Source organism: Klebsiella sp. A-Nf5 (assembly GCF_002810545.1).
Taxonomy (GTDB): domain Bacteria; phylum Pseudomonadota; class Gammaproteobacteria; order Enterobacterales; family Enterobacteriaceae; genus Klebsiella; species Klebsiella variicola.
The window spans coordinates 30,260-51,663 of record NZ_PIOG01000069.1; the positions used below are offsets into that span (position 1 = coordinate 30,260).

Consider the following 21,404-nt stretch of genomic DNA (forward strand, 5'->3'; position numbering starts at 1 on the left):
TTTGAAGCTATGTGAAGGGACGGTGAAGTCGCAGCGTGGCGACCGCACCGCCTTCGGGGCGATTGTGCAGACGAATATCGCCCTGATGCAGGCGCGCCACTTCACGAACGAACGCCAGCCCAAGGCCGCTGCTCTTATGGCCATCTTCGCGCGGCAGCGAGTAGAAGCGTTCAAAAATACACGCCTGCGCATAGTCCGGAATACCACACCCGTTATCGATGACGCTCAGTTGCACCTCTTCATTCCGCTTCTCCACGGCCAGGACGATCTCGCCGCCCTGGGGGGTAAAATCAATCGCGTTGTCGAGCAGGTTACCCAGCGCCTGGGCCAGCAGTTCGCCATCACCATTGACCGTTATCCCGCACGTCTGCCAGCGCAGAGTGATGGCTTTCGTCGCCAGGGCGATGTCGCGCTCCTCCGTAAGGCGTTGGAATAGCGCGTCAACCGATACCGGCTGCCGCCTTATCTCCAGCTGGTTTTCCAGTCGCGCCTGCTGGAGCAATCGCTCTACCAACAGCTGCATCCGGGTGTTCTGCGCGAGGATATTGGCGGTAAACCGCGCCGCTACCTCAGGCGGAGGCCCTTCACGCAGGATCTCCGCCGCACCGCGGATGGCCGCCAGCGGGCTCTTCAGCTCGTGAGTCAGGTCATAGACATAGTTTTCGATGGCATTTTTGCCCTCGAGCTTCACCCGCATGCTCTCCAGGGCCTGCGCCAGCTTGCGCAGTTCGCTGCTGCCCACCTCAGGCAGCGGCAGCGGACGCTCCGCGGTCACCGAATCCGCATAGCGCACCAGCTTGCCGATAGAAAAATTGATCCACCAGACGACGCCGCAGCCAATCAACAGCGCAATGCCCAGCAGGGCGCCACCGGCCCAGAGGATCCGCCGCTCGCTGCGCTTAATGACCGGCGTCATCGCCAGGTTGGGTTTACCGACGCTCAGCACGCCGATAATCCGCCCCTCATCCATCACTGGCGCGGCGATATACATGACTGAGCTGGTTTCATCATGCGGATCGCTGCGTGTACTGCGCGCGCCGTACTGGCCGCGCAAGGTGAGCCAGACGTCGTTCCAGCGCGAATAGTCCTGCCCTGTCGCCTGCCCGCTGGAGTCAAACACCACTTTGCCCCTGGCATCAGTCAGATAGACACGGTACTCATTACGCACCTTTTTAATTCCGCCAATATGAGCGTTGAGAGGCTGCTGGTTGAGCTGTTGAAAGGCCTGGGCCAGCCTGCCCTGCTGCGGGTTTGCCGCCAGCAGGTCTTCACGCGCCAGCGCCGCCAGCAGGGTGGCGGTATCGTTGAGTGTCCCCTCCGTCGCCCGGCGCACGCCCGGCTTCACTTCCTGGACAAAGATCGACAGCACAAACCACGCGGCGATAGCGACGATAAGAAAATAGCCCAGCAGCAGGCGCATGCCAATGCGCATCAGCCACGCCCCAGGCTGTAGCCCATGCCGCGATGGGTATTGATCGGCGTAACCTCAGGATTCACTGCCCGCAGCTTGGCGCGCAGGGTTTTGATATGGGTATCGACGGTACGGTCGAGGCTTTCCCAGGCATCGCTCCACACCAACTCCATCAGTTGCTGACGGGAGAAGACGCGACCGGGCGCATGCAGCAGGGTTTTCAACAGCAGGAATTCGTAGCGCGTCAGGTTCAGCGGCTGGCCGAACCAGCTTATCGACGCCGCCTGCTCATCGAGCACAAACTCGCCGACGCGTACCACCGGTGAAGGCGCGGCAAATTTCTGCAGTCGCCGCAGCACGGTTCGCACCCGCGCGCAGACTTCGCGCGGCGAAAACGGCTTGGCGATATAATCGTCTGCGCCGATTTCCAGCCCAAGCAGCTTATCGACCTCGTCGCTCCGCGCCGTCAGAAACAACACCGGCAGCGCCGGATAACGCGTCAGCAGGCGCCGACAGAGCTCAAAGCCGCTGATATCCGGCAAGCCGACGTCGAGGATGGCGACATCGGGGGCCTGATGCGCCGCCGCCTCCAGCGCGGGCAATCCGCGGCCAAAGACGGTGACCTGGAAGCCCTCCTGCTGCAGCATATAAACCAGGGTATCAGCGATACTCTGTTCATCCTCAACTAACCAAATCCGTGGCTGCTGCATGCGCGCTCCCGTTTATTTATTCCATGGCATGATCGGCACGGCGCTGATGGCGTTCTTCGGCGAGCCATCAACCACTTTATCCGAGTAGGTCAGATAGACCAGCGCATTGCGCTTGGCATCATAGAAGCGAACGACCTGCAGTTTTTTAAACACCAGCGAGGTGCGCTTCTGGAACACCACGTCGCCCTGGCTTTTGCCGTTTTTGATTTTGTCCGTCAGCTCAATCGGCCCAACCTGCTGGCAGGAGATGGCCGCGTCGGAGGTATCTTCCGCCAGCCCCAACCCGCCCTTGATCCCGCCGGTTTTCGCCCGGCTGATATAGCAGGTCACGTTCTGCACATCCGGATCGTCAAAGGCTTCGACGACAATTTTGTGATCCGGCCCTAACCATTTGAAGACCGTATCCACGGAACCAATCTGCTCCGCCTGAGCCATCTGGCAGCCGGCCAGCAGCAGCAGGCCCATCGCAAACTTCTTGTATTTCATATTGTTACCATTATTAAAAAATATAGCTGAGTGATTATCACGCACTTAGCAGAAAAGGTTTATAGATCACAGCTTTACAAAATTATCGTTCAGCTCCACTGACCTTCCGCATTTAAAAGCAAAAAAAACACTGAATGCTAAAACATCAAAAAATGCTATTATCCGCTACTTTAATATCAGGCACCTGTGTTTAAGGATGGGGACATTTTATGGATCAAGCAGGGATTATTCGCGATCTCCTTAGCTGGCTGGAAGGTCACCTGGATCAGCCGCTTTCTCTGGACAATGTGGCGGCGAAGGCAGGTTATTCCAAGTGGCATTTACAGCGAATGTTTAAGGATGTCACCGGCCATGCCATCGGTGCCTATATTCGCGCGCGCCGGTTATCGAAATCTGCTGTCGCATTACGTCTTACCGCCCGTCCAATCCTTGATATTGCGCTTCAGTACCGTTTCGACTCACAGCAGACCTTCACCCGGGCATTTAAAAAGCAGTTCTCGCTGACGCCGGCGCTCTACCGCCGCTCACCGGACTGGAGCTCGTTCGGTATGCGTCCGCCGCTGCGTCTTGGCGAATTCACGCTGCCAAAACATGAATTTGTCGCCCTGCCTACCACTCAGTTGCTCGGCGTCACCCAGAGCTATACCTGTAAGCTCGAGGAAATCTCCGATTTCCGCAATCAGATGCGCGTCCAGTTCTGGCGGGACTTCCTCGGTAATTCGCCGTCGATCCCTCCGGTGCTCTACGGGCTGCATGAGCCGCGTCCGAGCCTGGAGAAAGACGATGAGCAGGAAGTGTTCTATACCACCGCGCTGACGCCGGAGATGGCTAATGGCCATCTGCAGAACGCCCACCCGGTCACCCTGGAGGGCGGCGAGTATGTCATGTTTACGTATGAAGGGCTGGGCACCGGCCTGCAGGAATTCATCCTGACGGTCTACGGCACCTGCATGCCGATGCTAAACCTGACCCGTCGCAAGGGGCTGGATATTGAACGCTTCTACCCTGAGGATGAAAACCGGGATCAGGCTACGCCGATTCAGTTACGCTGCGAGTATCTGATCCCGATTCGTCGTTAACGCTGCAGCTCGTCCATCGCGGGGGCGTCAAGATGCGAGACGTCGCCCGCCGTTTCCACCACCCAGCCGGAAGCCAGCCACGGGCTTTGCTGATAGTCAACGCGCGAGATAGAGCAGTTGCGCAGTCGCAGACGACGCTCAGCGTATGCCGGCAGCCCTAAAATCGTGCTCACCAGGCAGCCCAGCGCCATACCATGACTCACCAGCAGCGGTCGGCTACCGGCCGGTAACTCCAGACAGGATGCCAGCGCCGCATGCATTCGCTCGCTGAGCTCCTGCATCGATTCGCCCTGCGGAATACGACCATCCGGCGTGCCGTTGACCAGCTGGCGACGCCAGCCCTCTTCCTCTTCGCTGAGCGAGTCGATATGGCGCTTCTCCAGCACCCCCATATCCAGCTCGCGCAGACGCGCATCGGCGATCACGCTGCAACCACAGGCTTCGGCGATAATCTCTGCTGTACGGCGGGTTCGCCCCAGATCGCTGGTAATGATATGGGTGATCCCCAGCGTTCTGGCGCGCTCGCCAACCTGCCAGGCCTGGCGCTCACCGTGTGCGGTCAGCGGGCTATCGGACTGACCCTGAATACGTCGCTCGGCGTTCCACTGCGTTTCACCGTGGCGAACAAGGTATACCTGTAACATGCTTTTATTCCGTTCTGAACTCGTCATCAACCAGCTTAGGGCATTACCGCCTGCCCTGAGGGTGATTTAGAGTATACTGCGATGACGTTAGTTTATTCTGAGTTGTTTTGATTATGCACCATGTTGTCTCAGCGACCACTAATCCCGCCAAAATTCAGGCAATTCTGCAGGCTTTTAACGAGATTTTCGGCGAAGGATCCTGCCATATTGAGTCCGTCTCCGTCGAGAGCGGCGTGCCGGAACAGCCCTTCGGCAGCGAGGAAACGCGCGCTGGCGCACGAAATCGTGTCGCCAATGCGCGCCTCGCCCAGCCCGATGCCGATTTCTGGGTGGCCATTGAGGCCGGTATCGACGATGGCAGCACCTTTAGCTGGGTGGTCATTGAAAGCGCTGATCGGCGCGGAGAAGCGCGCTCAGCCACGCTGCCGTTACCTGAGGTTATTCTTGAGCAGGTTCGCGCTGGTGAAGCCCTGGGACCGGTCATGTCGCAGTATACCGGCATCGACCAGATCGGTCGTAAAGAGGGAGCGATTGGGGTTTTCACCGGTGGCAAATTAACCCGCAGCAGCGTTTACCATCAGGCGGTCGTGCTGGCGTTGAGCCCGTTCCATAACGCTATTTATCGCTAGCCAGCAGCGTCTGCTCCAGCCACTGACGCAGTTCGGCCGGCGCTGATTTCAGGCTGTTCGACCCGCGGGTAATGGTCGCAATCCCGGCGCCGAGCTCATTTTTCAGCTCGCGCTGGCTCATCTCGCCACGCAGCAGCTCTTCAATAATGCGCACCCGGGTGCCCAGCGCTTCGCGCTCGTCGGGTGTCAGCATCAGCTGCAGCAATGGCAGATGCAGATCCTCCGTATAGGCCTGCTGCAGCAGCGCCACGAAGCGCAGCCACTCCTGATGACGTTGTTCGGCAACGGCCGCGGAATAAGGAGATTGTTGGGTCATATCGCGCCACCATATTGAGACGGGCAGCTTACGCTGCCCGTCGAATGTACTCTTCAACGAGTACAAAGCATAACATACTTCCCGGCGATCAGTAACGCTGCCGCCACTCCGCATCGCTGAACAGCTTATCCTGCTGGCCCATAAAGTAGCGATAGTAGGCGTCATAGGAGAGGACATTCTTCACGTAGCCGCGGGTTTCCGAGAACGGAATACTCTCGATAAACGCCACCGCATCGATCCGTCCGGCGCTGTTCCCCTGCCAGGTACGAACCCGGCCCGGCCCGGCGTTATAGGCCGCCGAGGCATAGATACGGTTATTGCCGAACTGCTGGTAGACATACTGCAGATAGCTGGTGCCGATATTGATATTGGTTTCCGGATCCAGCAGCTGCGACGGGCCGCTGTAGCCGGGAATGCTGAACATGCTGACGGTATGCGTCGCGGTGCCCGGCATAATCTGCATCAGTCCACTGGCGCCAACCGGCGAGCGCACTTTCGGGTTCCAGGCACTCTCCTGGCGGGCAATCGCCATCGCATAGCTCTGCGGGATATCTTTGCCACTGATGTAACGCGCGAACAGATCGTTATACGCCAGCGGGAAGCGCTCCTCCAGCTGATCCCACAGTTTGCCGGCTATCGTCGCCTGCACGCTCAGATCCCACCAGTGCTGATCAAAAGCGTAACGCGCCAGCTGCGCCTGCTGGGATTTGGTACGGCTGGTGACCAGATTCGCCCATTCGGTGCGCGCGGTGTTATCCATATTCCAGTACATCAGTTCGCGTACCCGAGCCATCTCCGGACCGGAAGCCAGCGCTGGATCGATCGTTCCCGAGGCTTTATCGATGCGGAAGGTATACTCCTCGCCAAGTCGCTGCGCAGCGACCATCGGGTAGAAACCTCGCTGTTGCATCAACGAGCGAAGGATCGCCTGCGCCTCCTCGTCCCTGCCGCGCTCCAGCAGCAGATCCGCTTGCCAGTAGCGCCATTCGTCTTTCTCTTTCGCCTCCATTGGCAGGCGCGCCAGCCAGGTGTTCAGGCCATGGCGATCGCCCGTTCCCAGCGCCATCCGCACGCGCCGCTCCACCAGCGGCGTGGACTGTGAGCGCATGATCGCGTCATCGCGCCAGATAGCCTGCTCTTCGGTCACATCGGTACCCATCAGGCGCCAGGCGACAATATCACGTAACTCCTGAGTCTGATCCTCATTGAGCTGCTGAGCCTGCACCAGCGAAGGGATCATCAGGCGGGCATTTTCCACATCCTGACGGGCGACGCTGGCGAAGGCGACGGCGGCCATCTGGCGGGTAAAGTCGGTCGCTCCGGTGGTGCGGGCGAAGGTCAGGACGCTGTTTGGATCGTTAGCCAGCGCGACGACGGCGGAAGCGATGCTCTGATAGTTGGCGGGCATCTGCTGAGCCAGCGATCTGACCAGCCCGATATTGCCGGCCTTCATCGCCAGGCGGATCCGTTCGAGATAGGCCAGCGGATCCTGCTGTCCGGAGTCGCGCCAGGCGCTGAACAGCGGCTCACAGGCGCCAGGCTGGTTCTTGCCCGTCAGCCACAGCTCTTTCGCCCCGCTCCAGGCTTCCTGCGACTGCCCTACGCTCAGCTTGGCGTAGTAATAGTTGCACTGCGCCTCGGTGCTGGTCGGCTTATCGGGACTAAACGCCAGTAGGCCGCGCCAGTCGCTGCGCCGGGCCAGTTCATTCACAAAGCGCGAACGTAATGAACGCGCCGGGGGCAGCGTCGGATTGGCGTCAATAAAGTTTTTCACTACCAGCGCCGGCTGGTTCATCAGATCGTCGGTGATCTGCCGGTACTGCAAATAGGGATACAGGGGATAAGTGCTTAACGTGGGCATCAGCTGATCGACCACATCCATCTGCCGGCTATCCCACGCCTGCTTAATTTGTGCGTAGCGACTGCGTTGTTCATCCAGTGAATCCGCATGCGCCAGCTGACTCAACGTCAACAGACCAACGCTGGCAGCCAAAAGATGCCACGCTATTTTTTTGGCTTTTTCCACAAGCTCTTCCTCTTTCCGGTGCATTTTCGCAGCATCGTGCCGCTTAAAAGCCCCTGCCGGTTCGACAGGCAGCTTTACTTATGCTAATCAGACAACGCTAAACGCGCCATGTCCTGGACATTTTTTTACGCTTCTGTGAATCCTGTCGCCTCGCTGGGATTAGCGCGCGAAAAAGGCTACACTTCGGCTTTGAACTATCTATCAAAATAGAAAGAGGCGAAGTCCAACGTGGCTCAATTCGTTTATACCATGCATCGTGTCGGCAAAGTGGTCCCGCCGAAACGTCATATTTTGAAAAATATCTCCCTCAGCTTCTTCCCTGGCGCGAAAATCGGTGTGCTCGGTCTGAACGGCGCCGGTAAGTCTACCCTGCTGCGCATCATGGCCGGTATCGACACCGAGATCGAAGGTGAAGCGCGTCCGCAGCCTGGCCTCAAAATCGGCTACCTGCCGCAGGAGCCGCAGCTCAACCCGGAGCACACTGTGCGCGAGTCCGTTGAAGAAGCGGTCGCCGAAGTGGTTAACGCGCTGAAGGGTCTGGACGAAGTCTATGCCAAATACGCCGAGCCGGATGCGGATTTCGATAAGCTTGCCGCCCAGCAAGGTAAGTTCGAAGAGATTATCCAGGCGCACGACGGTCACAACCTGAACGTGCAGCTTGAGCGCGCGGCCGATGCCCTGCGCCTGCCGGACTGGGATGCGAAAATCGCTAATCTTTCCGGTGGTGAACGCCGCCGCGTCGCGCTGTGCCGCCTGCTGCTGGAAAAACCAGACATGCTGCTGCTCGACGAACCGACTAACCACCTGGATGCCGAGTCCGTCGCCTGGCTGGAACGCTTCCTGCACGACTTTGAAGGTACCGTCGTAGCGATTACCCACGACCGTTACTTCCTCGACAACGTCGCCGGCTGGATCCTCGAGCTTGACCGCGGCGAAGGTATTCCATGGGAAGGTAACTACTCCTCCTGGCTGGAGCAGAAAGATCAGCGCCTGGCACAGGAAGCGTCTCAGGAAGCGGCGCGTCGCAAATCTATCGAGAAAGAACTCGAGTGGGTTCGCCAAGGTGCCAAAGGCCGTCAGTCCAAGGGCAAAGCCCGTCTGGCACGCTTTGAAGAGCTTAACAACGTCGAATACCAGAAACGTAACGAAACCAACGAACTGTTCATTCCGCCAGGCGCGCGTCTGGGCGATAAAGTTCTGGAAGTCAGCAACCTGCGTAAATCCTACGGCGACCGTCTGCTGATCGACGATCTGAGCTTCTCGGTACCGAAAGGCGCTATCGTCGGTATCATCGGTCCGAACGGCGCGGGTAAATCCACCCTGTTCCGCATGATGTCCGGCCAGGAACAACCAGATTCCGGCACCATCACCCTGGGTGAAACCGTTAAGCTGGCCTCCGTCGATCAGTTCCGCGACGCGATGGACAACAGCAAGACCGTGTGGGAAGAAGTGTCCGGCGGCCTGGATATCATGAAGATCGGCAACACCGAGATGCCGAGCCGCGCCTACGTGGGCCGCTTTAACTTCAAAGGCGTCGACCAGGGTAAACGCGTTGGCGAACTGTCCGGCGGTGAACGCGGTCGTCTGCACCTGGCGAAGCTGCTGCAGGTGGGCGGTAACGTCCTGCTGCTCGATGAACCCACCAACGACCTGGATATCGAAACCCTGCGCGCGCTGGAAAACGCCCTGCTGGAGTTCCCGGGCTGCGCGATGGTTATCTCGCACGACCGCTGGTTCCTTGACCGTATCGCCACCCACATTCTGGATTACCAGGATGAAGGTAAAGTTGAGTTCTTCGAAGGTAACTTTACTGAATACGAAGAGTACAAGAAACGCACCCTCGGCGCCGACGCGCTGGAGCCGAAGCGAATCAAGTACAAGCGTATCGCGAAATAAAACGCAAAAAGGCAACTTCGGTTGCCTTTTTTAATGTTTGCTCCCTCTCCCACCGGGAGAGGGTTGGGGTGAGGGCTACAGCCCGCAGAGGACCTACCCCTGCTCCCCCATCAGCTGCTTCACCAGCTCGACGCAGCGCAGGAAACGCGCATCGTAGTCCGACTCCTTAACATGGACAAACTCGATCTCGTTCTCTTTCAGCAGCGACACCAGCAGCGACTGAAACTCCTTGCGATCCACTGAGCTCCCAAGACTGCGCAGTCCATCGGCCACCCACGGGGTATTGTTCTCCAGCAGGATCACCAGGTCGAAACGGTATTCATCAATCAGCGCCTGCACGAACGGGTGCTCACGCCCTTCGTACTTCAGGCAGAAGGCCTGAGTGCTGACGAAATCGGTATCGATAAATGCCACTTTGTTGGCGTATTTCACTGCAAAATCAATATACTGCGCATGCCCGAGGGCAATTTTATCGTAATCCGAATACTGGAGCGCCATCTCATCGCCGCCGAGATGCGAAAAGACATAATCCCTGCCATACTCCCAGGCGCTGGTGGTATTGAAGATATTGGCGAGCTTATTGACCAGCGTCGATTTACCGCTCGACTCGCCGCCGAGGATCGCCACCGTCCGCACAAAGAACGGTTTCACTTCCGTCGGAATATATTCCCAGTAGCGGAACGGGTTCTCACGGATCTGCCCGCCGCTAATATTCATAAAGGTCCGCTTAGGATCGATAAGCACCGTCTCGATCCCCAGATGCTCAAGGTACTGCGGCGCATCGGCCTCTTCCGAGGTATAGATCCGGTTCGGCTCGATCCCTTTTTCGCTCATAAAAGCGCGGATCCCATGACTCCAGACGTCCCAGCCGTGCGGATAGGGCTCCATTCCCTCTTCATTGAAGGCGTGGATGCGAATATTCTTCTGATATTTAAAGGTCTGCAGCAGCCAGCGCAGGCGGTCAGGCACCGTCGGCTGTTGCGACATGGCGCTCTCTTCAAACAGCTCGCGGTCGCGGGTGTCATCATAGCCCATGATGATATGCAGCTCATCGACCTGACTACAGGCGCGCTGTATCAGGTAAATATGCCCGGTATGCAGCGGGTAAAACTTACCAAACACCACACCGACGCTTTTCTGTCGGCGGGGAAACTCCAGCCCGAGAAAACGATGCAGTGCTTCAAGCTTCTGCGCGCTCGGGCTTTTGATTTTGGCGTTCAACAGCTGGCTGAGATACCCTTTGGTCATTCCGCTGGCTTCCGCCACCTGCTGCAGCGTACAGCCTTTCTGCTTAATGGCGCTTTTTAAATAGTCAAATGACGACATCGCTAATCTCCTTTTAACTTATTATAAGTCGTCAAAAACGCTTAGCGCGTCTGAAAGCTTTTTCACACCAAAGATTTGCATGCCTTCCGGCACTTTTTTCGGCACATTGGCCGCCGGGACGATGGCGCGGCGGAAACCATGCTTCGCCGCTTCGGAGATACGCTCCTGACCGCTCGGCACCGGGCGGATCTCGCCGGCTAGCCCGACTTCGCCAAAGACGACCAGATCCTGCGGCAGCGGGCGGTCACGCAGGCTGGAAACCATCGCCAGCAGCAGCGCCAGGTCGGCGCTGGTTTCTGTGACTTTGACCCCGCCAACCACGTTGACGAAGACGTCCTGATCGGCCATCTGCAGGCCGCCGTGGCGGTGCAGCACCGCCAGCAGGATCGCCAGACGGTTCTGTTCCAGCCCCACCGCCACGCGGCGCGGGTTGGACATCATCGAGTGATCCACCAGCGCCTGGATCTCCACCAGCAGCGGACGAGTCCCTTCCCAGACCACCATCACCGAACTGCCGGAGGTGACTTCATCTCCCCGGCTGAGGAAGATAGCGGATGGGTTGCTGACTTCGCGCAGGCCCTGCTCGGTCATGGCGAAAACGCCGAGTTCATTGACCGCGCCAAAACGGTTTTTGTGGCTGCGCAGGGTGCGGAAACGAGAATCGGCATCGCCGTCCAGCAGTACCGAGCAGTCGATACAGTGTTCCAGCACCTTCGGACCGGCCAGCGAGCCGTCTTTGGTAACGTGGCCGACCATCACAATCGCCACGCCGCGAGTTTTGGCAAAGCGTGTCAGATAGGCTGCGGTTTCACGTACCTGGGCGACACTGCCCGGCGACGACTGCACGTCAGCCATATGCATCACCTGAATGGAGTCGATCACCATCAGTTGCGGCTTTTCTTCATCGGCAATCTGACAGATCTGCTCAATGCTGGTTTCCGAGAGCATGTTCAGGTTCGCCGTTGGCAATCCGAGACGATGCGCGCGCATCGCCACCTGCTGTAGGGACTCCTCCCCGGTGACGTACAGGGTTTTCATCCCCTCCGCCAGTTTGCAGAGGGTTTGCAGCAGCAGCGTCGATTTCCCAGCTCCTGGGTTGCCGCCAATCAGGATAGCGCTTCCCGGCACTACGCCGCCGCCCAGCACGCGGTCAAATTCTTTAAAGCCGGTGGAGAAACGCGGCAGCGCTTCCAGGCTGATGTCCGACAGCTTCTGTACCTTCGACACGCCGGCGTTACCGGCATAGCCTGACAGACGCTCGTTTCTCGCCACCTGCGGCGACGCGGCGATGCGCATCTCGGTGATGGTATTCCAGGCATGGCAGGCGCTGCACTGCCCCTGCCAGCGCGGATAATCCGCACCACATTCATTACAGACAAATGCGCGTTTTGGAGCTTTCGCCACGTTTACCTCTTACTTTTGGTTCATGCTGCCCGAGAGAATACAGAATACCCCCATCAGGTCAGCGTGGCGGATAGTCACTTCCGCCTGTTCATTCACTTTAGGCTTCGCGTGATAGGCGATGCCGAGGCCTGCCGCCTTAATCATCGGCAGGTCGTTGGCGCCATCACCGATAGCCACAGTTTGCGCCGTTGGGATCTCATACTTTTCCGCCAGCTTGCGCAACGTATTGGCTTTATATTTCGCATCGACGATATCGCCGAGCACGTTGCCGGTGAGCTTGCCGTCGCGGATCTCCAGTTCATTGGCGAACACCGCGTCGAGATGTAGCTTGTCGCGCAGGTACTCCGCAAAGAAGGTGAAGCCGCCGGAGGCGATCGCCACTTTCCAGCCCAACGTTTCCAGCTTGAGCACCAGCTGTGCCAGGCCCGGCATCAGCGGCAGCGCGTCGCGAACCTGCAGCAAAATACTGGCATCCGCATCTTTCAGCGTCGCTACGCGCTGGCGCAGGCTGGCGGTGAAGTCCAGCTCCCCGCGCATCGCCCGCTCGGTCACTTCCGAGACCAGCTCGCCGGTGCCGGCCAGTTTCGCAATCTCATCAATGCATTCGATCTGGATCGCCGTGGAGTCCATGTCCATCACCAGTAGCCCTGGGGTGCGCAGATGGGGGATTTTACCCAATGGCGCGACGTCCAGCCCCGCCTCATGCGCCAGTCGCGTCGCACGGGGAGTCAGCGAACCGGCCAGGCGGATCACCTGGTAATCCTCGACCACCCAGGAAGCAACGATCACTAACGCGGCGCCCAGCTCGCGCTGCCAGTCCGTCAGACGGCGCTTATTCAGCCCACGCCCGTACAGCAGCCAGCCGCTGCGCCCGGCGTGATAATCCAGCGGCATGACCTCATCGCCGCTCAGGGAAAGCGGCAACCCAGGCCACAGGGAAACGTCTTCAGGCAGGTCGCACCAGGTCAAACTGTTAGGCATTACGGCTCCACATCTCTTCATTCAGGCGAGGAAAATAACGCATGAGGCTACCTTGTAACCAGCGCTTCTGGCAACATTAAGCTGCAAATTTTCAAAGGTGGAATATGGTTCGCGCAAAACTGAAATTCCGGCTGCATCGTGCGGTCATTGTCCTTATCTGTCTCGCCCTGCTCGTCGCATTGATGCAGGGCGCTTCGTGGTTCAGTCAGAACAGTCAGAAACAACGCAATCCGCAGTTGGAAGAGCTGGCCCGCACGCTGGCGCAGCAGGTGGTACTGAATCTCGTACCGCTGATGCGCAGCGAAACACCGGACGAGAAGCGCATTAATCAACTGTTGACGCAGCTGACCCATAACAGCCGCGTACTGGACGCCGGCGTGTATGACGAACAGGGCGACCTGGTGGCACGCTCTGGCGAAAGCGTCGAGGTTCGCGACCGGCTGGCGCTGGATGGCAAAAAAGCCGGCGGCTACTTCAACCAGCAGATTGTCGAGCCGGTTCCGGGAAAAAACGGTCCGCTGGGCTACCTGCGTCTGACCCTCGATACCCATACCCTGGCGACCGAGGCGAAGCAGGTGGATAATACCACCAATATATTACGCCTGATGCTGTTGCTGTCATTGGCTATCGGCGTGGTGCTGACCCGCACGCTGCTGCAGGGCAAACGCACCCGCTGGCAGCAATCGCCCTTCCTGCTCACCGCCAACAAGCCGGTTGAGGATGAAGACGATGAAAAGAAAGGAAATCTATAATGTCCACATTGCGCCTCCTGCTCTCTGACTCTTACGACCCGTGGTTCAACCTGGCGGTCGAGGAGTGTATTTTCCGCCAAATGCCGGCCACCCAGCGGGTGCTGTTCCTGTGGCGCAATGCCGATACCGTTGTCATCGGCCGCGCCCAGAATCCGTGGAAGGAGTGTAATACCCGACGCATGGAAGAGGACCACGTGCGGCTGGCCCGTCGCAGCAGCGGCGGCGGCGCGGTGTTCCACGACCTCGGCAATACCTGCTTTACCTTTATGGCAGGCAAACCGGAGTACGACAAAACCGTCTCCACCGCTATCGTGCTGGCGGCGCTGAATTCGCTCGGCGTAACCGCCGAAGCCTCCGGGCGCAACGATCTGGTGGTCAAAACTGACAACGGCGACCGCAAAGTCTCGGGCTCCGCCTATCGCGAAACCATGGACCGCGGTTTTCATCACGGTACCCTGCTGCTGAATGCCGATTTAAGTCGCCTCGCTAACTACCTCAATCCGGACCAGAAAAAGTTACAGGCTAAAGGCATTACCTCGGTGCGCGGTCGCGTGGCGAACCTGGTTGATCTGCTGCCGGGCATTACCCATCAGCAAGTTTGCGAGGCGATTCAGGAGGCGTTCTTCAGCCATTACGGCGAAAGGGTGGACGCCGAGGTGATCTCCCCGGACAACACGCCGGACCTGCCGAATTTTGCCGAGACCTTCGCCCGCCAGAGCAGCTGGGAGTGGAACTTCGGTCAGGCGCCGGCCTTCTCTCATCTGTTGGACGAGCGCTTTCGCTGGGGCGGCGTTGAGCTGCATTTTGATGTCGAGAAAGGTCATATCACCCGCGCGCAAGCCTTTACCGATAGCCTGAACCCGGCACCGCTGGAGGCCCTGGCGGCACGCTTAGTTGGCTGTCAGTATCGGGCGGAAGTCTTGCAGCAACAGTGTGAGGCGCTGGTCGGCGATTTCCCGGAGCAGGAAGCGGAACTGAAAGAACTGTCGGCGTGGATAGCCGGCGCGGTGCGCTAATAAAAAGCCCGCTGCGCTTAGCGGGCCTGGAAAACCGTAGGCCGGGTCAGGCGAAGCCGCCACCCGGCACAACAGGTCTTACTCTTTATCGCCCAGCAGTACCGATTCCAGCGCGATTTTGATCATATCGTTGAAGGTCGTCTGACGCTCAGCGGCAGTGGTCTGCTCGTGAGTACGGATGTGGTCGGAAACGGTACAGATGGTCAGCGCTTTCGCGCCGAACTCCGCCGCGACGCCATAGATCCCGGCCGCTTCCATTTCCACGCCCAGGATGCCGTATTTTTCCATCACGTCAAACATGGACGGGTCCGGCGTATAGAACAGGTCAGCGGAGAAGATGTTGCCAACGCGCGCGTCAACGCCCAGCGCTTTCGCCGCGTCTACCGCGTTACGCACCATGCCGAAATCGGCAATCGCCGCGAAATCATGGTCTTTGAAACGCAGACGGTTCACTTTAGAGTCGGTGCACGCGCCCATGCCGATCACCACGTCACGCAGTTTGACATCTTCACGCACCGCGCCGCAGGATCCGACGCGGATGATTTTCTTCACGCCGAAATCGGTGATCAACTCTTTGGTGTAGATTGAGCAGGACGGGATACCCATCCCATGGCCCATCACGGAGATTTTGCGGCCTTTATAGGTGCCGGTGAAGCCCAGCATGCCGCGTACGTTGTTCACTTCACGCACGTCTTCAAGGAAGGTTTCTGCAATGTGCTTCGCGCGCAGCGGGTCGCCCGGCATCAAAACTACGTCAGCGAAATCGCCCATTTCTGCGTTAATGTGAGGAGTTGCCATCTTCAGTTCCTTTTATATTGTTGTTTTTGCCGGGTGGCGGCTACGCCTTACCCGGCCTACAAATCGTAGACCCGGATCGCTGTGCGCCACCGGGCAATGACCTCAGAACATGGCTTTGCCATATTCCATGTCAGACGTACCAAAGTATTTCGCAATAGTCTGGCCGATGTCCGCGAAGGTTTCACGGTGACCGAGCGAACCCGGTTTGACTTTCGGGCCGTACACCAGCACCGGGATATGCTCGCGAGTGTGGTCGGTACCGGTCCAGGTCGGGTCGCAGCCGTGGTCGGCGGTGAGGATCAGAATGTCGTCTTCCCCTACCAGCTCCATCAGCTCCGGCAGACGGCGGTCGAACAGCTCCAGACCCGCTGCGTAGCCGGCGACATCGCGACGGTGGCCCCAGGAGGAGTCAAAGTCGACGAAGTTAGTGAAGACGATGGTCTCGTCGCCGGCTTCCTTCATCTCTTTGATGGTCGCGTCGAACAGCGCGTCCAGCCCGGTGGCTTTCACTTTCTTAGTGATGCCGCAGTTGGCGTAGATGTCGGCGATTTTACCGACGGACACCACGTGGCCGTTTTTCTCGTCAACCAGCTTCTGCAGCACGGTCGGCGCCGGCGGCTCGACCGCCAGGTCGTGACGGTTGCCGGTACGCTGGAAGTTACCGGCTTTATCGCCGATAAACGGACGGGCGATGACGCGGCCAATGTTGTAGCCGCCTTCGGTCAGCTCTTCGCGGGCGATTTCGCACAGCTCATACAGCTTGTCGAGGCCAAAGGTCTCTTCGTGACAGGCGATCTGGAACACCGAGTCAGCAGAGGTATAGAAAATCGGTTTCCCGGTTTTCATGTGCTCTTCGCCCAGTTGATCGAGGATCACCGTCCCGGAAGAGTGGCAGTTGCCGAGGTAGCCCGGCAGGTTCGCACGCTTCACCAGCTTATCCAGCAGCTCCTGCGGGAAGCTGTTTTCATGATCGCTGAAGTAGCCCCAGTCAAACAGCACCGGCACACCGGCGATTTCCCAGTGACCGGACGGCGTATCTTTACCAGAAGAGAGTTCATGCGCCCAGGCATAGGCACCAATCACTTCGGCATTGCCATCCATTCCGGCGGCAATTTTACCGGTAGAACCTTCATGCGCTTTCACCAGACCCAGACGGGTCAGATTCGGTAAATTCAGCGGGCCTTTGCGGCCATTGTCAGCCTCGCCTTTGGCGCAGGCTTCCGCAATGTGGCCCATCGTATCGGCGCCGACGTCGCCAAAGCGGTCAGCGTCTTCCGTTGCACCAATCCCAAAGGAGTCCAGCACCATGATAAATGCACGTTTCATCTTGTTCTCCATACATCTTGCGCTGCAAAAAAGCGATCAGATCAGTATATCGCTATTCAGTGATGCGGCGATAGACTGTCGGTGTAATTTCCGGGGCTTTATCGTCCAGTTTAATGGCCGCGTTGACCGCTTTCGCGGCCTCCTGCCAGCTGTTCTCGTCTTTGGCATGGATCACCGCCAGCGGACGCTGTCCGTCGACGCGGTCACCCAGACGCGCCATATCGGTAAAGCCAACGCTATAGTCAATGGTGTCTGATGCCTGGCGGCGGCCGCCACCCATAGAAACCACTGCCATTCCCAGCGCGCGAGTATCCATCGCGCTGATAAAACCTTCGGTATCAGCATAGACCGCTTTGCTCAGCATCGCCGTCGGTAGATAATGATCATAATTCTCGACAAAGTCGGTCGGCCCTTTCTGCGCCGCGACCATGCGGCCAAAGACTTCCGCCGCTTTACCGTTATCCAGCACCGCCTGCAGCTTCGCGCGCGCCTCGGCGTCATCCGCCGCCAGCTTGCCGGAGATCAGCATTTCCACACACAGCGCCATCGTCACGTCGAACAGGCGTGGGTTGCGATATTCGCCGGTCAGGAACTGCACCGCTTCGCGAACTTCAACGGCGTTGCCGGCGCTGGATGCCAGCACCTGATTCATATCGGTCAGCAGCGCTGTGGTACGCACGCCAGCGCCGTTGGCAACACCCACGATCGCTTCGGCCAGCGCGGCAGAGAGTTCATAAGTCGGCATAAAGGCACCACTGCCGACTTTGACGTCCATCACCAGCGCGTCCAGCCCTTCCGCCAGTTTCTTGGCCAGAATCGAGGCGGTAATCAACGGGATGGAGTCCACCGTCGCGGTAATATCGCGGGTGGCGTAGAAACGTTTGTCGGCCGGAGCAAGCGAGCTGGTCTGCCCGATAATCGCCACGCCGACATCTTTAATAATCTCGCGGAAGCGGTTGTCGTCCGGGAAGATATCGAAGCCCGGGATCGCTTCCAGTTTATCCAGCGTACCGCCGGTATGGCCGAGACCACGCCCGGAGATCATCGGTACATAACCGCCGCAGGCGGCCACCATTGGTCCCAGCATCAGCGAGGTCACGTCACCCACGCCGCCGGTGGAATGTTTATCGACGATCGGGCCGTTGAGGTTAAGGCTTTTCCAGTTGAGAACGGTGCCGGAATCCCGCATCGCCATGGTCAGCGAAACACGCTCCGGCATAGACATATCGTGGAAGAAAATGGTCATCGCCAGCGCGGCGATCTGTCCTTCTGAGATAGTATTGTCGCGGATGCCGTTGATGAAAAAGCGGATCTCTTCATCGCTTAATGCATGACCATCACGTTTTTTACGAATAATTTCTTGTGCGAGAAACACGGTAACCTCCCAAAGAGAATAAATTGCCGGATGATGGCTCGAACGCCTTATCCGGCCTACAGGCATCCATTCGTAGGCCGGATAAGCGCAGCGCCATCCGGCAAATCAAGGGATTAGTAGCTGCTGGCGCTCTTGCCGTCGCCGTGGCCGAGCGCTTTCAGCAGGCTAGCCAGCAGGCTGGATGCGCCAAAACGATAGTGACGAGAATCGGCCCAGTCGGCACCGAACAGTTCATCTGCGATCGCCAGGAACTGCTGCGCATCTTCCGCGCTGCGTACGCCGCCGGCAGGCTTGAAGCCAACGGTTTTCTCAACGCCCATATCGCGGATCACTTCCATCATGATGCGCGCACTTTCCGGCGTCGCATTCACCGGCACTTTACCGGTCGAAGTTTTGATAAAGTCAGCGCCTGCTTTGATAGAGATTTCAGACGCTTTGCGGATCAGCGCTTCTTCTTTCAGCTCACCGGTTTCGATGATCACTTTCAGCAGCACGTTGGCCGCCGCACAAGCCTCTTTACAGGCTTTCACCAGGTCGAAACCAACCTGCTCGTTGCCGGCGATCAGCGCGCGGTACGGGAAGACCACGTCCACTTCATCGGCACCGTAAGCGATCGCTGCGCGGGTTTCCGCCAGCGCAATGTCGATATCGTCATTACCATGCGGGAAGTTGGTGACCGTAGCGATGCGAATATCCGGCGTCCCTTGCTCATTCAGCGTCTTACGGGCAATCGGGATGAAGCGCGGGTAGATGCACACCGCCGCAGTGTTACCCACCGGGGTTTTCGCCTGATGACACAGGGCAATGACTTTCTCATTGGTGTCGTCGTCATTCAGAGTGGTCAGATCCATCAGTTTTAACGCGCGCAGGCTGCTTGCTTTTAAATCAGTCATTTCATACTCCGCCGGCGTCAGGCCGGATCAATAGTTTGTTCACCTTGCGAGTCTGTTACTATTGTAACATCCACTCGCCACCACACTTCGACATTCATCACAGTTAATGAAAACCACTTACTAATTTGCATTACTGTAATGTGATATAAGTCACAATTAATCATCAGTTATCGCGACGCTTACCTTTACGTCCTGTTTAAGCATAACCGGCAAAGCGCAGTGAGTGATGATGTTATTATTCTAACATATTCCACTGAAGTTTCTCGACGCCACGGCGCACAATTTGTGCACACCGTCGCCATAAACAACACTTTATTATTGAGATATAAAGAATTTTAGATGGATAAAAAATGATGGAATTATCACAACAGGCGCAACCCGAGGCCTGCTTCGCCTCGGACGGAAACGGAGAAACTTAGGCCGCCAGCGCGGAAAAGAGGCTTTTTGTATTCGCCATCATCGCGGCTTCAATCGTCGGTGCGGGTTCCGCGCGCAGTTCACATAGCGCGTCAAATACGCGCGCCACCTGTTCAGGGCGGTTCGGCTGGCCCTGAAAACCATTCAGCGGCATATCCGGCGCATCGGTCTCCAGCAGCAGCGCGGAAAGTGGCAGACGCGCCATCACTTCACGGGTTTTGCTGGCGCGGGGATAGGTAATGGTGCCGCCAACGCCAATCTTATAGCCGAGCTGAACGAAGCGCTCGGCCTGCTGCAGGCTGCCGGCGAAGCCATGTACCACGCCGGTGCGCGGCAGGGCATGTTTTTTCAGCAGCATCGCCAGCTTATCGTGGGTGCGTCGGGAGTGGAGGATCACCGGCAGATCGTAACGCTTCGCCAGCCTCAGTTGCTCCTCCAGCAGCGCTTGCTGACGGTCAAACTGCGGATCGTCGCGATAGAGATCGAGGCCAATCTCCCCCACCGCCACCAGTTTTGGCGGGCGCAGGGACAGACACTTCTCCAGCTGCGCCAGCCCCTCATCGGCATGCTGCTCAATGACGATCGGATGCATGCCCAGCGCGGCGTACAGCGCCTCATGCTGCGCCGCCAGCGCCAGCACCCGGTTAAAACGCGCAGCGGAAATGGCCGGGACAATGATCTGCCCGACACCAGCCTGCGCCGCTCGCGCCAGGCTGGCGGTTTCATCCTCGGCGAAGGGAGGAAAATCGAAGTGGCAGTGGGTATCGATAAAACGGTGGCTCATGCCAGATCCTCATGATCAAAGCTGGCGTCATTCGCCTGCGGTGCAGGAATGATGGTCGCCTGAGGCGCTTCATTGGCCACCGGTACGGGCGGCACCACCACCGGCGCAGGCCGGGCAATACGCGGCGCATGGCGCAGCAGCGGCGGCCGATCAGCCAGCAGTTTACCTACCGTCGCCAGGAAATAGCGGCCACACTGACGGCCGGTTTTGTAGTCCTCCAGCAGCGCCGGCAGACGACTGCCAAGTGCCATACTGCGTAACGGCCGCTGCGGGTAGATTTCGAAGATCCGCAGCTTACCGGGCGGCTTCTCGATGAACTGCTGGATAGCGCGGTAAGTGTTTTCGTGGTGGTGCACCAGATTGACCAGCGGCTGTAGGCTGCTCTCCCCCAGCCAGCGCTCCATCCGCTTAAACCACTGCGGGGTATAAAACATCTGCGAGGGGACGGTACGGATCACCACGATGGTCTGCGCACCACGGCGGGCCGCCTCCTGCACCGGGACGGCATCGCTAATACCGCCGTCAAGGTAGCTGACACCGTCAAGCAACACGCCGCTGCGATAAAAACCGGGGATGGCGCTGGAGGCGCGGATCAGGTCCAGCCATGTTTGCGGCGTCGGCGAAAAATAGCTGGCAGAGTAATCGTCACCGCGGCAGGCACACATCCACAGCTCTTTCCCCAACGCGAACTGCGCTTCGGCGTAGTTCATGGCCAGCGGCATTTGCTGTGAGGTGGCCTCCACCAGCCAGTCGAGGTCGATAAGGTTGCCGCCGCGGACAAAGCGCATCGGATCGAAAAACTGGCGTGAGGTGGTGTAGCGGGTAATGACTTTACGGGCATACCCTTGTTGATTACACATATAGGCAGAGAGATTTTGCGCGCCGGCGGAGGTGCCCAGCATCAGGTCGAAGGGGTTAAATCCGGCGCGCATGAATTCGTCCAGCACCCCGGCGGTGAAAATCCCTCGTTGCCCCCCCCCTTCGCACACCAGCGCCAGCTTGCCCGGTCGAAAGGGTTTAACCGCCAGCGGGGCGATATTGCCCAGCGTGACGGGAATGCGTTGCCCCACCCTGCTTTCCTGTTCGATTGGTCTTCTCCTGACAAAGTAACGCAATTTGTCTGTCGCTTAAACCG

At 58.3% G+C, this 21,404-nt stretch carries 20 protein-coding genes; 5 read left to right on the top strand and 15 right to left on the bottom strand.

All coding sequences use genetic code 11. The features are described from left to right. Positions 1-7 precede the first annotated feature (7 nt). From creC to creA, 3 genes are read right to left on the bottom strand one after another with little or no spacing between them, the layout of a single operon-like run. Positions 8-1,432 carry a two-component system sensor histidine kinase CreC gene (creC, locus tag CWM53_RS07785; protein WP_100730392.1) on the bottom strand — a complete coding sequence of 475 codons (1,425 nt, stop codon included), beginning with the start codon at positions 1,430-1,432 and terminating at the stop codon, positions 8-10. Beyond that, positions 1,432-2,121 carry a two-component system response regulator CreB gene (gene creB / locus CWM53_RS07790; RefSeq protein ID WP_012542916.1) on the bottom strand — a complete coding sequence of 230 codons (690 nt, stop codon included), beginning with the start codon at positions 2,119-2,121 and terminating at the stop codon, positions 1,432-1,434. Before creB ends, creC begins: the two co-directional genes overlap by 1 nt. Before the next feature lie 12 nt (positions 2,122-2,133). Then, the gene (creA, locus tag CWM53_RS07795) at positions 2,134-2,607 is read right to left on the bottom strand and encodes a protein CreA (RefSeq protein ID WP_012542917.1); all 474 of its coding nucleotides are present in this window, start codon (positions 2,605-2,607) and stop codon (positions 2,134-2,136) included. Between the two features lie 209 nt (positions 2,608-2,816). Here creA and robA point away from each other — a divergent pair, with 209 nt between their 5' ends. Next, on the top strand, positions 2,817-3,686 hold the full coding sequence (gene robA / locus CWM53_RS07800; protein ID WP_008807515.1) for an MDR efflux pump AcrAB transcriptional activator RobA: 870 nt from the start codon (positions 2,817-2,819) through the stop codon (positions 3,684-3,686). Here robA and gpmB read toward each other — a convergent pair. Beyond that, positions 3,683-4,330, bottom strand: coding sequence for a 2,3-diphosphoglycerate-dependent phosphoglycerate mutase GpmB (gene gpmB / locus CWM53_RS07805; protein WP_074387112.1), 648 nt, complete (start codon positions 4,328-4,330; stop codon positions 3,683-3,685). The two genes, robA and gpmB, sit on opposite strands and share 4 nt — an antisense overlap. 113 nt (positions 4,331-4,443) lie before the next feature. On the opposite strand from gpmB, the gene yjjX reads away from it, so the two are divergent. Beyond that, positions 4,444-4,959 (top strand): inosine/xanthosine triphosphatase, encoded by a 516-nt coding sequence (yjjX, locus tag CWM53_RS07810; RefSeq protein ID WP_100631977.1) that lies wholly within the window; start codon positions 4,444-4,446, stop codon positions 4,957-4,959. Here yjjX and trpR read toward each other — a convergent pair. Then, positions 4,946-5,275, bottom strand: a complete 330-nt coding sequence (gene trpR, locus CWM53_RS07815) for a trp operon repressor (RefSeq protein WP_100676412.1) — start codon at positions 5,273-5,275, stop codon at positions 4,946-4,948. The genes yjjX and trpR overlap by 14 nt on opposite strands. An 88-nt stretch (positions 5,276-5,363) precedes the next feature. Further along, positions 5,364-7,301, bottom strand: coding sequence for a murein transglycosylase (gene sltY, locus CWM53_RS07820; protein ID WP_100676449.1), 1,938 nt, complete (start codon positions 7,299-7,301; stop codon positions 5,364-5,366). Positions 7,302-7,529: 228 nt separating this feature from the next. Here sltY and ettA point away from each other — a divergent pair, with 228 nt between their 5' ends. Beyond that, positions 7,530-9,197: an energy-dependent translational throttle protein EttA gene (ettA, locus tag CWM53_RS07830; RefSeq protein ID WP_061155838.1), complete on the top strand. Its 1,668-nt coding sequence runs from the start codon at positions 7,530-7,532 to the stop codon at positions 9,195-9,197. A gap of 93 nt (positions 9,198-9,290) precedes the next feature. Here ettA and nadR read toward each other — a convergent pair whose 3' ends face one another. Genes nadR through serB form a run of 3 tightly spaced genes read right to left on the bottom strand, consistent with a single transcriptional unit; the run spans position 9,291 to position 12,908 of the window. After that, the gene (nadR, locus tag CWM53_RS07835; protein ID WP_002887802.1) at positions 9,291-10,523 is read right to left on the bottom strand and encodes a multifunctional transcriptional regulator/nicotinamide-nucleotide adenylyltransferase/ribosylnicotinamide kinase NadR; all 1,233 of its coding nucleotides are present in this window, start codon (positions 10,521-10,523) and stop codon (positions 9,291-9,293) included. Between the two features lie 21 nt (positions 10,524-10,544). Next, positions 10,545-11,927, bottom strand: coding sequence for a DNA repair protein RadA (radA, locus tag CWM53_RS07840; RefSeq protein ID WP_061155839.1), 1,383 nt, complete (start codon positions 11,925-11,927; stop codon positions 10,545-10,547). Between the two features lie 9 nt (positions 11,928-11,936). Then, the gene (gene serB / locus CWM53_RS07845; RefSeq protein WP_016160266.1) at positions 11,937-12,908 is read right to left on the bottom strand and encodes a phosphoserine phosphatase; all 972 of its coding nucleotides are present in this window, start codon (positions 12,906-12,908) and stop codon (positions 11,937-11,939) included. Between the two features lie 104 nt (positions 12,909-13,012). Here serB and CWM53_RS07855 point away from each other — a divergent pair, with 104 nt between their 5' ends. Continuing rightward, entirely contained in the window at positions 13,013-13,660 is a 648-nt protein-coding gene (locus CWM53_RS07855) for a YtjB family periplasmic protein (RefSeq protein WP_012542920.1), read from the top strand. Further along, the gene (lplA, locus tag CWM53_RS07860) at positions 13,660-14,676 is read left to right on the top strand and encodes a lipoate--protein ligase LplA (RefSeq protein ID WP_061155840.1); all 1,017 of its coding nucleotides are present in this window, start codon (positions 13,660-13,662) and stop codon (positions 14,674-14,676) included. The genes CWM53_RS07855 and lplA overlap by 1 nt, the downstream gene beginning before the upstream one ends. Before the next feature lie 78 nt (positions 14,677-14,754). On the opposite strand, the gene deoD is transcribed toward lplA, so the two are convergent. The 6 genes from deoD to CWM53_RS07890 all read right to left on the bottom strand — a co-directional run bounded on the left by deoD (position 14,755) and on the right by CWM53_RS07890 (position 21,339). Then, complete coding sequence (gene deoD, locus CWM53_RS07865) at positions 14,755-15,474, bottom strand: purine-nucleoside phosphorylase (protein WP_002887789.1); 720 nt, start codon at positions 15,472-15,474, stop codon at positions 14,755-14,757. A gap of 102 nt (positions 15,475-15,576) precedes the next feature. Beyond that, positions 15,577-16,800: a phosphopentomutase gene (gene deoB / locus CWM53_RS07870; RefSeq protein WP_012542922.1), complete on the bottom strand. Its 1,224-nt coding sequence runs from the start codon at positions 16,798-16,800 to the stop codon at positions 15,577-15,579. A 52-nt stretch (positions 16,801-16,852) separates the two neighbouring features. Next, a complete protein-coding gene (deoA, locus tag CWM53_RS07875) occupies positions 16,853-18,175 on the bottom strand; it encodes a thymidine phosphorylase (protein ID WP_074387116.1) in 1,323 nt (440 codons plus the stop codon). A gap of 113 nt (positions 18,176-18,288) precedes the next feature. After that, the gene (deoC, locus tag CWM53_RS07880; RefSeq protein ID WP_015368381.1) at positions 18,289-19,068 is read right to left on the bottom strand and encodes a deoxyribose-phosphate aldolase; all 780 of its coding nucleotides are present in this window, start codon (positions 19,066-19,068) and stop codon (positions 18,289-18,291) included. Positions 19,069-19,483: 415 nt separating this feature from the next. Then, a complete protein-coding gene (locus CWM53_RS07885) occupies positions 19,484-20,269 on the bottom strand; it encodes a TatD family hydrolase (RefSeq protein ID WP_100730393.1) in 786 nt (261 codons plus the stop codon). Further along, complete coding sequence (locus CWM53_RS07890) at positions 20,266-21,339, bottom strand: patatin family protein (protein WP_100730394.1); 1,074 nt, start codon at positions 21,337-21,339, stop codon at positions 20,266-20,268. The genes CWM53_RS07885 and CWM53_RS07890 overlap by 4 nt, the downstream gene beginning before the upstream one ends. Positions 21,340-21,404 lie beyond the last annotated feature (65 nt).